At 64.0% G+C, this 11,622-nt stretch carries 14 protein-coding genes; 6 read left to right on the top strand and 8 right to left on the bottom strand.

Going from position 1 to position 11,622, the window contains the following annotated elements; all coding sequences use genetic code 11:
* Positions 1 to 96: 96 nt before the first annotated feature.
* On the bottom strand, positions 97 to 366 hold the full coding sequence (rpsO, locus tag ACZ9AQ_RS07850; protein ID WP_429203207.1) for a 30S ribosomal protein S15: 270 nt from the start codon (positions 364 to 366) through the stop codon (positions 97 to 99).
* A gap of 187 nt (positions 367 to 553) precedes the next feature.
* On the opposite strand from rpsO, the gene ACZ9AQ_RS07855 reads away from it, so the two are divergent.
* Both ACZ9AQ_RS07855 and ACZ9AQ_RS07860 read left to right on the top strand, forming a co-directional pair.
* Positions 554 to 1,048, top strand: a complete 495-nt coding sequence (locus ACZ9AQ_RS07855; RefSeq protein ID WP_429203208.1) for a hypothetical protein — start codon at positions 554 to 556, stop codon at positions 1,046 to 1,048.
* Between the two features lie 91 nt (positions 1,049 to 1,139).
* Positions 1,140 to 1,625 carry a hypothetical protein gene (locus ACZ9AQ_RS07860; RefSeq protein WP_429203381.1) on the top strand — a complete coding sequence of 162 codons (486 nt, stop codon included), beginning with the start codon at positions 1,140 to 1,142 and terminating at the stop codon, positions 1,623 to 1,625.
* A 3-nt stretch (positions 1,626 to 1,628) separates the two neighbouring features.
* On the opposite strand, the gene ACZ9AQ_RS07865 is transcribed toward ACZ9AQ_RS07860, so the two are convergent.
* The 6 genes from ACZ9AQ_RS07865 to ACZ9AQ_RS07890 all read right to left on the bottom strand — a co-directional run bounded on the left by ACZ9AQ_RS07865 (position 1,629) and on the right by ACZ9AQ_RS07890 (position 7,994).
* The gene (locus ACZ9AQ_RS07865) at positions 1,629 to 2,546 is read right to left on the bottom strand and encodes an alpha/beta hydrolase (protein ID WP_429203209.1); all 918 of its coding nucleotides are present in this window, start codon (positions 2,544 to 2,546) and stop codon (positions 1,629 to 1,631) included.
* Positions 2,546 to 3,412: a CDP-diacylglycerol--serine O-phosphatidyltransferase gene (gene pssA / locus ACZ9AQ_RS07870; RefSeq protein WP_429203210.1), complete on the bottom strand. Its 867-nt coding sequence runs from the start codon at positions 3,410 to 3,412 to the stop codon at positions 2,546 to 2,548. Before pssA ends, ACZ9AQ_RS07865 begins: the two co-directional genes overlap by 1 nt.
* Before the next feature lie 152 nt (positions 3,413 to 3,564).
* Positions 3,565 to 4,335, bottom strand: a complete 771-nt coding sequence (locus ACZ9AQ_RS07875; RefSeq protein ID WP_429203211.1) for an SIMPL domain-containing protein — start codon at positions 4,333 to 4,335, stop codon at positions 3,565 to 3,567.
* Positions 4,336 to 4,658: 323 nt separating this feature from the next.
* Entirely contained in the window at positions 4,659 to 5,675 is a 1,017-nt protein-coding gene (gene ilvC, locus ACZ9AQ_RS07880) for a ketol-acid reductoisomerase (protein ID WP_429203212.1), read from the bottom strand.
* Positions 5,676 to 5,775: 100 nt separating this feature from the next.
* Positions 5,776 to 6,267, bottom strand: a complete 492-nt coding sequence (gene ilvN / locus ACZ9AQ_RS07885; RefSeq protein WP_005666354.1) for an acetolactate synthase small subunit — start codon at positions 6,265 to 6,267, stop codon at positions 5,776 to 5,778.
* A complete protein-coding gene (locus ACZ9AQ_RS07890; protein WP_429203213.1) occupies positions 6,267 to 7,994 on the bottom strand; it encodes an acetolactate synthase 3 catalytic subunit in 1,728 nt (575 codons plus the stop codon). Before ACZ9AQ_RS07890 ends, ilvN begins: the two co-directional genes overlap by 1 nt.
* 655 nt (positions 7,995 to 8,649) lie before the next feature.
* Between ACZ9AQ_RS07890 and ACZ9AQ_RS07895 the strand changes: the two genes are divergently transcribed.
* The 4 genes from ACZ9AQ_RS07895 to ACZ9AQ_RS07910 are packed head-to-tail and all read left to right on the top strand — an operon-like array spanning position 8,650 to position 11,045.
* Positions 8,650 to 9,222 (top strand): RNA polymerase sigma factor, encoded by a 573-nt coding sequence (locus tag ACZ9AQ_RS07895; protein ID WP_429203214.1) that lies wholly within the window; start codon positions 8,650 to 8,652, stop codon positions 9,220 to 9,222.
* Entirely contained in the window at positions 9,219 to 9,635 is a 417-nt protein-coding gene (locus tag ACZ9AQ_RS07900) for a DUF3619 family protein (protein ID WP_429203215.1), read from the top strand. The genes ACZ9AQ_RS07895 and ACZ9AQ_RS07900 overlap by 4 nt, the downstream gene beginning before the upstream one ends.
* The gene (locus ACZ9AQ_RS07905; RefSeq protein ID WP_429203216.1) at positions 9,632 to 10,492 is read left to right on the top strand and encodes a DUF3106 domain-containing protein; all 861 of its coding nucleotides are present in this window, start codon (positions 9,632 to 9,634) and stop codon (positions 10,490 to 10,492) included. The genes ACZ9AQ_RS07900 and ACZ9AQ_RS07905 overlap by 4 nt, the downstream gene beginning before the upstream one ends.
* Complete coding sequence (locus tag ACZ9AQ_RS07910; RefSeq protein ID WP_429203217.1) at positions 10,479 to 11,045, top strand: RDD family protein; 567 nt, start codon at positions 10,479 to 10,481, stop codon at positions 11,043 to 11,045. The genes ACZ9AQ_RS07905 and ACZ9AQ_RS07910 overlap by 14 nt, the downstream gene beginning before the upstream one ends.
* Before the next feature lie 64 nt (positions 11,046 to 11,109).
* On the opposite strand, the gene ACZ9AQ_RS07915 is transcribed toward ACZ9AQ_RS07910, so the two are convergent.
* The gene (locus ACZ9AQ_RS07915) at positions 11,110 to 11,616 is read right to left on the bottom strand and encodes a hypothetical protein (RefSeq protein WP_429203218.1); all 507 of its coding nucleotides are present in this window, start codon (positions 11,614 to 11,616) and stop codon (positions 11,110 to 11,112) included.
* Positions 11,617 to 11,622 lie beyond the last annotated feature (6 nt).

The following is an 11,622-nucleotide window of genomic DNA, read 5'->3' on the forward strand; positions in this document are numbered from 1 at the left end:
TGCAACAAACAACAAGACGGCCAAAACGAAACATGCCCGCGTCAGACAACTGGCGCAGGCATGTTTGACTAAACCGTCTGAAGCAAGAACTTGCGATTACTTACGCAGGCCCAGCTTGGCGATCAGGTCGCGATAACGATTCAGGTCCTTGTTCTTCAGGTAAGACAGCAGGCTCTTGCGGCGGTTGACCATCATGATCAGGCCACGACGCGAGTGGTGATCCTTCTGGTGCGCCTTGAAGTGGCCGTTCAGTTCGTTGATGCGTGCGGTCAGCAGTGCGACCTGGACTTCCGGCGAACCGGTATCGTTCTGGCCACGTGCGTTGTCCGCGATGATTGCGGCTTTGTTGATGTTTTCAACCGACATGATGTTACCTTTCACATGCGGTGCAAGAGTCGGAACCCCAGGCACCGTGATTTATCAAATAGCTGTCCGGATTGGACAGACCCGCCAGTATAGTGCAAAACGCCGGCTCGAACCAGTGTTTGCTATCCTTCTTGCGCGATTGGACAGGCCGCCACCCCGCTGGCGCGCTCGACCCAGGTGATCAACCATGAACAAGATGAACAAACTTACAACACTGGCCACCGCCCTGCTGGTGGCCGGTTGCGCGCTGCGCACGGCGCCGGATCCCGGCGACCCGCTGGACGTGGTAGAGGCCAAGATGGGCACGCCCACCGCGGTGTACACCGACGGCGCGGCGCGCACCCTCGAATACGCCACCGGCCCGATGGGCCAGTATACCTGGATGGCGCACCTGGGCCCGGATGGCCGCCTGACCTCGTACGAGCAGGTACTGACAAGCGAGAAGTTTGCCACCGTTAAGATTGACCAGGCGACCAAGGACGACGTGCTGCGCACCTTCGGCCATCCGGCTGAGGTCTCGCGCGTCGCCATGCGCGACTATGAGGTATGGTCGTATCGCTACAAGGAAGGCGGCGTGTGGAACTCATTGATGCACGTCCACTTCGACGGGCAAGGCGTGGTGCGCCAGATGATGAATGCGTCGGATCCCATGTATAACCCGCAGGATCGCGGCATCTGGTAACAATAAGGCGCCCGCCCCCGGCGCCAGACCCAGTGCGGCCGACCGGACGGGTGCAGCGCCTTGCCGTGAACGCCGCGACGAGATGAACACGATGATCAAATTAACGCTACCCATTGCCGCCATGCTGCTGACGGCCTGCGCCATGCGCACGCCGCCGAACCCCGGCGACACGCAGGATGTGGTCCAGGCCAAGCTGGGGACGCCAACCGCGGTGTATGCCGACGGCGCGTCTCGCATTCTCGAGTATGCCACCGGCCCGATGGGGCAATTTACCTGGATGGCGCGCCTCGGCCCGGATGGCCGCCTGCACTCATACGAGCAGGTGCTTACGGGCGAGAAATTTGCCACGATTAAAATTGATGGCGCGACCAAGGACCAGGTGCTACGCACCATCGGCCGTCCCGCCGAGCGATCGCAGGTCGCCATGAAGGATTATGAAGTCTGGTCTTATCGCTACAAGGAAGCCGGCGTCTGGAATTCGCTCATGCACGTCCACTTCGACCGGCAAGGCATCGTGCGCCAGATGATGAATGCGCCCGACCCGATGTACGAACCGCGCGACCGCTTCGGTTTCTAAGCGTTACCTTGCCGGAGCGGTGCGGCGACCGCCGTCGCTGCGCACGAAATCCTCGATCGCGTCCAGGCTCGGCGCCAGGCGGCGCAGCGTGGACGAGAGCGTGGCGACCAGGGTGGCGTGGTTGACGTTATCGTAGTATTCCTCGCGCACGGGAACGCCGGCGCTGCGCATGCCGGTCGCAAGCACGCCGGTATTGCGCTCCGGGTTCACCGTCGTGTCGTTGCGAGCGGCGATCAGCAGCGCCGGGGGCGCCGCGACCCTGACGTGCTCGACCGGCTGCGAGTCGCGCGGCGTATCGGGATAGTGGAACACCGGACGGGTGGTCTCATTCTCGACGGGCAAGAAATTATACGGGCCCGCCATGCCGATCCAGCCGCGCAGGATGCCGGGGGTACTACCCTGTTCGCGCAGCCAGCGTGGATCGAGCGCCAGCATCGCCGCGTTGTAGGCGCCCGCGCTATGCCCCATGACGAACAGGCGTTTCGGATCGCCGCCATAGGCCGCGATCCGGCGTTCGGTCCAGACGACGGCGCGCGCGCCATCATGCAGGAAGCCCGGATAGCTTGCCTGCGGATACAGGCGATAGTCGGGAATCACCACCACGAAGCCGCGCTTGGCCAGCGAACGGCCGACGAACGCATAATCATCGCGCTCCCCACTGACCCAATTGCCGCCGTAGAAGAAGACGATCACCGGCGCGTTGCGTGCGCCCGACGCGGGCCGGTAGATGGACAGCACGTGGCGCGGGTCGGGACCGAACGCGGCCGTCGCGACCGAACGCGCCGTTCCACCCGGTGACACCGCGTTGACCAGGGTGAGCGGCGAACAGGCGCTCAGGGCGCCGCCCACGACCAGGACGGCCAGCGCCACCGCGGCGACGCCGGGTGTCTTTGTCGACCGCAAACGGCTACGCACCGGCATCAGCGACGCACGTCGTCCGGCTCGTCGTCGAGCGGAATGATGCTGACCGGCTTGCCCTTCGCCTTGCGCCAGACATACACGGCATAGCCCGACAGCCCATACAGCACGAAGATCGGCCACAGCACCTTGGGCGGATCGATCGCCAGCAGCGCCAGCACCAGCGCGATCAGGAACACCGCGATGAACGGCACCGACTTCTTGAAGTTGATGTCCTTGAAGCTGTAGAACGGCACGTTCGACACCATGGTCAGGCCGGCGAACACGGCGATGCCCCACGACACCCAATCCACCTTGCGCGCGCTGACGCTGATGTCGGGGTCGGTCATCATCATGATGAAGCCGATCACCAGCGCCGCGGCGGCCGGGCTCGGCAAGCCCTGGAAGAAGCGTTTGTCCACCACCTCGCTATTGGTATTGAAGCGCGCCAGGCGCAGCGCCGCGCAGGCGCAATAGATGAAGGCCGCGATCCAGCCCAGCTTGCCCAGCCCGCGCAGCGACCATTCATAGATCACCAGCGCCGGCGCGGCGCCGAACGAGACCATGTCGGCCAGGCTGTCGTACTGCGCGCCGAACTCGGACTGGGTATTGGTCAGACGGGCGATCCGGCCGTCCAGGCCGTCGAGGATCATGGCGATGAACACGGCCCAGCAGGCATGCTCGAAACGCTGGTTCATCGCCATGACGATGGCGTAGAAGCCACAGAACAGGGCCGCGGTGGTGAAGGCGTTGGGCAGCAGGTAGATGCCGCGCCCGCGTTCGCCGACCTGGCGGTCTTCGGCGCGGCGGCCGAAACGCTTTTTCAGGCGGGAGAATCGTGGCCCTTTTGGCGTTGTCCCTGGTGTTCTTCTTCGTGGAAAGGTTGGCATAAGGAATCGTATTCAAGGTAGTCGCCGAGCGACAGTTCCCCCACATTATAGAGGTGGGGACACGTGTTAGCGAAACCCTACGCTAACCCGACTGGCGATTGCCTGGCGCTTACTTGAACACGGCCGTTTTTCGGACCCTATGCAGGCAGCACTTACTTGAACTTGACCTTGCCCACGACGCGCATCTGCAGCGTGGTTTCGCCCGGTTCGAAGCTCGGTTCCGCCATCGCGTCGGCCATCTCGCGCTTGGCGCTGCGCATCATCATGGCCCGCGGCGCCGCGGCATCGCCCGCGTAATTGCCCGAGCCCTCGAAGTCGACCGTATCGAGCACGGCGTCGGTCGGCTGGCGGCCCATGGCCCTGGCGATCGAGACGATGCGCTCGTTCAGGTTCCGGTAGGTCGCGGCGATGCGCTGGTCGTCCAGGCGTTTCTCGAGTTCAGGGCTCAGGCCGAAATTGACGCCATTGATCTGCAGAACCTTCTGGGCGGCGGCGGCGGTTTTCGGCAGCGCCGCCAGGTTGGTGGTCTTGACTTCCAGGTACTGGCCGACGCGCCAGGCGATCGGCACCGGCTTGACCGGCTGCTGCGTGGCGCGGCCGACCGGCTGCGGCGGCACTTCCGGATAGACCGGGTAGGTGTAATAGCCCTGGGTCTTGAGTTCGGCATGCGGATCGGCGCGGCGCACGATCTCGGTGCCCTCTTTCATCTTGCGGTTGACACGGTCGGCGGCGGCGTTCTTGTCCTTGTCGTGCTCTTCGACGGCGAACACGACGGTGGCCTGGTCGTTGGCGTGCTTGACTTCGCCGAAGGCGGGAACCACGACCATGGTGCCGCTGGTGGCCGGCGCCGGCAGGTTTTGCGCCTGGGCGGCGCTGAAAGCCAGGACCAGGGCGGCGACGACGAGGGATTTAGAAACGGCCATTTATTGTTCTCCTATAAGTTGCGACAGATGTCTGACAGCACTTATACGATACCAATCGGCGGGATTCCATCGTGCTTTTGTAATGGACAGTTGCAAATGAGTAGCTTTGGAGGTCGACTCGTCACGGCCGCCGTCCGGCAATCCCGCGCCCTCCCCCTCAAACGACGTCGTCCCCGCACAGGCGGGGACCCAAGTCACACGCAGGCCACATCGTTCGATGGATGTGGCTGCGCGAGCAAACTTGGGTCCCCGCCTGCGCGGGGACGACGTGCGACGGTCGGCTGGAGCGGTGGCGCAATCGCTGCGCCGCCGTTCCACAAACCTTAGTTCTTCGACTGATCCACCAGCTTGTTCTTGGCGATCCACGGCATCATGCCGCGCAGCTTGGCGCCGACTTCTTCGATCTGGTGCTCGGCCGTCAGGCGGCGGCGCGAGATCAGGGTCGGGGCGCCGGCCTTGTTTTCCAGGATGAAGCTCTTGGCGTATTCGCCGGTCTGGATGTCCTTCAGGCACTGACGCATGGCGTTCTTGGTGTCTTCGGTCACGATGCGCGGGCCGGTCACGTACTCGCCGTATTCCGCGTTGTTCGAGATCGAGTAGTTCATGTTGGCGATGCCGCCTTCGTAGATCAGGTCGACGATCAGCTTGAGCTCGTGCAGGCACTCGAAATAGGCCATTTCGGGCGCGTAGCCGGCTTCGGTCAGGGTTTCGAAGCCCGCCTTGATCAGCTCGACGGCGCCGCCGCACAGCACGGCCTGCTCGCCGAACAGGTCGGTCTCGGTTTCTTCACGGAAGTTGGTCTCGATGATGCCGGCGCGGCCGCCGCCATTGGCCATGGCATACGACAGCGCGATGTCGCGCGCCGCGCCCGATTTGTCCTGGTAGACGGCGATCAGGTGCGGCACGCCGCCACCTTGCGCGTAGGTGCCGCGCACGGTGTGGCCCGGGGCCTTCGGCGCGATCATGATCACGTCGAGGTCGGCGCGCGGCACGACCTGGCCGTAGTGCACGTTGAAACCGTGGGCGAAGGCCAGCACGGCGCCCTGCTTGGCGTTCGGTGCGACGTTGTTGTTGTAGACCTCGGCGATGTTTTCGTCCGGCAGCAGGATCATGATGACGTCGGCGGCTTTGACCGCCTCGTCGACTTCGGCGACCTTCAGGCCGGCCTGCTCGACCTTGCCCCACGACGCGCCGCCGCGGCGCAGGCCGACGGTGACGTTGACGCCCGATTCAGACAGATTCTGGGCGTGGGCATGGCCTTGCGAGCCGTAGCCGATGATGGCGACGTTCTTGCCTTTGATGAGGGAGAGGTCGCAGTCTTTATCGTAGAAAACTTTCATTTTGGGTGTCCTGTATTCGTAATGATGTGGGGTATGCGGGCGTTACGCGCCGGCGGCAAAGCCGCCGACGCTACGTCCGTGATTCGTTCAGCGCGTTTCTTCAGACTTTCAGGATGCGTTCGCCGCGCCCGATGCCCGAGCCTCCGGTGCGCACCGTCTCGAGGATGGATGCCCGGTCGATCGAGTCGATGAAGGCGTCCAGCTTCGACTTGGCGCCGGTGAGCTCGATCGTGTAGGTCTTTTCGGTGACATCGATGATGCGGCCGCGGAAGATGTCGGCGGTGCGCTTCATCTCTTCGCGCTCCTTGCCGACCGCGCGCACCTTGATCAGCATGAGCTCGCGCTCGATGTGCTGGCCCTCGGTCAGGTCGACCACCTTCACCACCTCGATCAGGCGGTTCAGGTGCTTGGTGATCTGCTCGATGATGTCGTCCGAACCCGAGGTGACGATCGTCATGCGCGACAGCGTCGCGTCTTCGGTCGGGGCCACGGTCAGGGTCTCGATGTTGTAGCCACGCGCCGAGAACAGGCCGACCACGCGCGACAGCGCGCCGGCTTCGTTCTCCAGGAGGACAGAGATAATGTGTCGCATCACAGGTCCTCCGAGCCGAGCAGCATTTCGTTCAGGCCCTTGCCCGCCTTGACCATCGGCCAGACGTTCTCGTTCTGGTCGGTGATGAAGTTCATGAAGACCAGGCGGTCCTTCATGGCGAACGCTTCGCGCAGCGAACCCTCGACGTCGCCCGGTTTTTCGATGCGCATGCCCACGTGGCCATAGGCCTCGGCCAGCTTCTCGAAATCGGGCAGCGAATCCATGTACGACTCGGAATAGCGCGAACCGTAGTCGATCTGCTGCCACTGGCGCACCATGCCCAGGAAGCGGTTGTTGAGCAGGATGATCTTCGGCGTCAGGTGGTATTGCTTGCAGGTGGCAAGCTCCTGGATGCACATCTGGATCGAGCCTTCGCCGGTGACGCAGGCCACCGTCGCATCCGGATTGGCCATCTGCACGCCCATCGCGAACGGCAGGCCGACGCCCATCGTGCCCAGGCCGCCGGAATTGATCCAGCGCCGCGGCTTGTCGAACGGATAGTATTGCGCGGCCCACATCTGGTGCTGGCCCACGTCGGAGGTGATGAAGGCGTCGCCATCGGTCACCTTGTACAGCTGCTCGATGACGGCTTGCGGCTTGATCACGACGTCGGACGTCGGATACTTGAGGCAGTCGCGGCCGCGCCATTCGGCGATCTGCTTCCACCAGCCCTGCAGCGCATTGCCGTTCGGCTGGACGTTGCCGGCATCGAGTTGCGACAGCAGTTCGACCAGCACGTCCTTGACGTTGCCGACGATCGGAATGTCGACCCGCACCCGTTTCGAGATCGACGACGGGTCGATGTCGATGTGGATGATCTTGCGCGGGCTGGAAGCGAAGTGCTTGGGATTGCCGATCACGCGGTCGTCGAAGCGGGCGCCGATGGCGATCAGGACGTCGCAGTGCTGCATCGCCATGTTCGCTTCATAGGTGCCGTGCATGCCCGGCATGCCGACGAAGTGCGGATCGGTCGAGCGCGAAGCGCCCAGGCCCATCAGCGTATTGGTGACCGGGAAACCGAGCTTCTCGACCATGCGGTTCAGCTCGTTCGAGGCATTGGCCAGGATCACGCCGCCGCCGGCATAGATCATCGGGCGCTCGGCGTTCTGCAGCAGCTGGACCGCCTTGCGGATCTGGCCGGCATGGCCCTTGTCGACCGGACGGTACGAGCGCATCTCGATCTCGCGCGGGTACTCGTACACGCATTTGTTGATCGTGATGTCCTTCGGGATATCGACCAGCACGGGGCCGGGACGGCCGGTGCGGGCGATGAAGAAGGCTTTCTTGATGGTCGAGGCCAGCTCGCGCACGTCCTTGACCAGGAAGTTGTGCTTGACCACCGGACGCGTGATGCCGACGGTGTCGCATTCCTGGAAGGCGTCCTGGCCGATCGCGTGGCTGGGCACCTGGCCCGAGATCACGACCATCGGGATCGAATCCATATAGGCGGTGGACAGCCCGGTGACGGCATTGGTGACGCCGGGGCCGGAAGTGACCAGGGCCACGCCCACGGTGTTCGAGCTGCGCGAATAGGCGTCGGCGGCGTGCACCGCGGCCTGTTCGTGGCGAACGAGGACGTGCTGGAATTTATCCTGGTTGAAGATGGCGTCGTAGATATAGAGGACCGCGCCGCCCGGGTAACCGAAGACGTGCTTGACGCCCTCTTCTGCCAGACAACGGACCACTATCTCAGCGCCCGTGATCGGGACTGCTGAATCGTTACTCATGTACATTCCTTTCAAAACCCAATGGGAGATTGATCGGATGCCCGTTCCTGTCGATATGCGTCTCTGCGCGACAACCCTCAAGCTTGACTACTTTCTGCGTGCACGTCGATGTTTCGGACACCGTAGGGTCCTTACGCACCGGCGCTGGGCGCAACTCGTTGAGCGTGAGTGTCTGTAGCGGTCTTACGCATCTCTCGCGCTTGTGGCGCGGGTCGGAGCAAACTGCCTACAAATGAAAGCGTGTCATAACCGGACTGGGCCTTGTGTGCCGATTCCGGATGACGTCATGCCTTGGGGATGCAAAGCGTGAGGCACACCTTACCGCGCCGCACCATTTTGGTCAAGGAGGAAAGATAAAAATCGCCTCGTGGACGAAAATGGTGCGACTAATTTGGCCGGAAAGGCAAATTGTGCGTGGATTTTGCGTAACACGGCCGGGTATCCCGCCCGCGCATTCAGCGCTGCAGGCACCGGCACCGCGCGGTGACGCGTTCCAGCGCCCCGGTCCACAACGTCATGCAAATGTTGAACATGATGCAAATGACATTGCCGCTTCTTCCCGCTGTGCGATGTCGGTGCAGGCCAGGGCGTTTTTTGCTAGGATGCGAAAGTTTTCCCTAAAGCACGAGCAAGACGAGCGCTTCCTTGAACCCGCATGGCCACAGATAAAGAACTCAACGACTTCCTTGCGAATGTCGAACGGCGTGCATTCAAGCAGGCGGTGTATGCGGTGCGCAAGGACGAGTCGGCGCTCGACATCGTCCAGGACGCCATGATCAAGCTGGCCGAAAAGTATGGCGACAAGCCGGCCGCCGAATTGCCGATGCTGTTCCAGCGCATCCTGCAGACCACCATCCTCGATTACTTCCGCCGCGAAAAAGTGCGCAACACCTGGGTCAGCCTGTTTTCGGGCTTCAGCCGCCGCGAGGGAGATGACGATGACGACTTTGATATACTTGCCTCGTACGAGGCCGAAGCAGGATCGGCCGCCGCGGAGTCGAGTGCGGACCAGCTTGAGCGTGAGCAAACCTTGCGTTTGATCGAAGAAGAAGTACAAAAGCTCCCAACGCGTCAACGGGAAGCCTTCCTCATGCGTTACTGGCAGGATATGGACGTGGCCGAAACGGCCGAAGCAATGGGATGCTCCGAAGGCAGCGTCAAGACGCATTGTTCCCGCGCCACCCACGCCCTCGCCGCAGCGCTCAAGGCCAAGGGAATCACATTATGAATACCGACGACATCAACCTGGCGTACAAAATTCGCCATGCACTGAACGAACAGCTCGACACCTTGCCGGCATCGACCACGGACCGGCTGGCTGCGGCGCGGGCTGCCGCGCTCGCGCGCAAGAAGGCGGACGCGCCGGTCGAGTATTTCAAGCCCGCCCCTTCCGGCTGGCGCCAGATGCTGGCCGGTTTCGGCAATGTGGTGACGGGCCAGGCCATGTCGCGCCTGGCGGTGGCCGTGCCGATCCTGGCGCTGGTGATCGGCATGGGCGGCGTCTACCAGCACGAACGGCAGCAGCAGATCGCCGAGCTGGCCGACATCGACGCGGCCGTGTTGTCCGATGAACTGCCGCTCAACGCGTACCTCGACCCGGGCTTCAGCGCCTATCTGGAGTCGCAGCAGCGCCGGCAATGACGAAGAACGACGCTTCACAGCCTCGCGCATCGAAGCCGGGCGCCGCGAAATCACGGTTCCCCGTCCTGAAAACGGTGGCCGGGGTCCTGGTGGCGGGTGTCATCGCCTGGGTCATCGTCGACCGTTTCGACGCCCCATCCGTCCTGCCCTCGGTGGCCGATGCGGTCGACGGCAAACGTGTCTTGCCCAAAGCCTTCGACAAGCCCCTGTGGAGCGATCTGAGCAGCGCCCAGCAAGTGGCGCTGGCGCCGCTGGAACCCGAATGGAACCAGATGGAAGGACCGCGCAAGCGCAAGTGGATCCAGATGTCGGCCCGCTTCGCGTCGATGTCCGCGTCCGAACAGCAGCGCGTGCACGAACGCATGCGCCAGTGGATGAAGCTCACCCCCGCGCAGCGCGAACTGGCGCGCGAGAACTACAGCAGGGCCAGCCGCCTGGCCCAGGGCGACAAGGTGGCCAACTGGGAAAACTACAAGCAGCTGTCGCCAGACCAGAAACGCAAGCTGGCGAACAGCCCGGCGGCGGCGCGCCACAAGAGCATCCCGGTGGCGCTGCCCGAAGCGCCGATGCTGGTCACCCCGACGCCCTGCCCGCCGAACACCACCCGCCGCGGCGCCGAATGCATCCTGATCGGCACGGATACCGTGGTGCCGTCCGCGACCGCCAGCGTGCAGCCGGCGCCGCCCGGCAGCGCCGGCCCCGGCCCTGCCTCCCCCCCTGCTTCCGCCCCCGCTTCCACCCCTGCCTCCCCCGTGACGCCGGGTCCGGCGGCCAGCGCCCCTGGCGCCGACGCCGGCGCGATCGCCACTCCGGGCGGCCAGCAGGCACCCGCGCAGGCCGCCAATGCAGGCAACTGAGCCGACCGCCGATCCGGGCGCGGGCGCGGCCGATCCGGCGCGCGCGCAGTCCTTCCCGACGCCGACCGTCAAGCGCCGCGTGACGGTGATGATCTATGAATTCTTTTTGCTGTTCGCCGTCGAGATGCTGGCGGTGCTGGTCTACATTCTCCTCACCGGCAACCGCCAGGAAGCGCTGTTCCAGCATGGGCTCAAGCTCTGGCTGTTCCTGGTGACGGGCCTGTACTTCACCTGGTGCTGGCGCGACAGCGGCCACACGCTGGCCATGAAGACCTGGCGCATCAAGGTGTTCCGGGCCGGACACCCACGCTTGCCATGGCGCACGGCCATCGTGCGCTATCTTGCGGCCTGGGGCTGGTTCGCGCCGGCGCTACTGGTGTGCGCCACGTTCGGGCTGCACGCCAAGGGCGAGATCGCCATCGCGCTGGCGGTCGGCATCGTGCTGTGGGCGCTCACCGCCTTCCTCGACAAGGACCGCCAGTTCCTGCACGACCGCCTGGCCGGCACCCGCCTGGCCCAGATGCCGAAGGCGAAGACCAAGACGAAGCGCTAGGATAGCGCGAGCTGGCTGCGCGGCGCTCGGCCGCAGCGGCGCAGCAGCAGCGGCACCGCGACCGTCAGGCCCGCTCGACGGCGCGCTGCATCAGCTTGCCCGACCAGGGCAGCAGCTGGAACAGGATGCCGCAGGCCAGCGCCGGCAGGATGAACAGCTCGATCACCATATAGGCGCGGATGATCTTCCATGGATCGGGGTTGTTCGGATCCATGCCGCCCAGCAGGTCGCCGTAGGAATGGCGCGCGATGTAGAGCGTGAGCGCGGACATCGCCAGAGCGCACAGCAGCGCCGCGCCCGAGCCCAGCAGCACGCGGCGCGGCGTGGTGTGCAGGCGCCGGCGCAGCGGTTCCAGCTTGACGGCCAGCGCCACCAGCATGCCATGCGCCAGGCCAAGCGCGCCCGCGATCAGGGCGCCGAACAGCAGCGCCGCCAGGTAGAACGACGGCATGACCTCGATGCGGCCCTTGGTGAACAGGGTGGCCAGGGTAAATTCGATCACCGGGATCACGGGCCCCAGCAACAGGAAGAACAGGACGCTGGCCGAGACCAGGCGGAACGAACTTGGCATGGCGGT

The organism is Massilia sp. UYP34 (assembly GCF_056279385.1).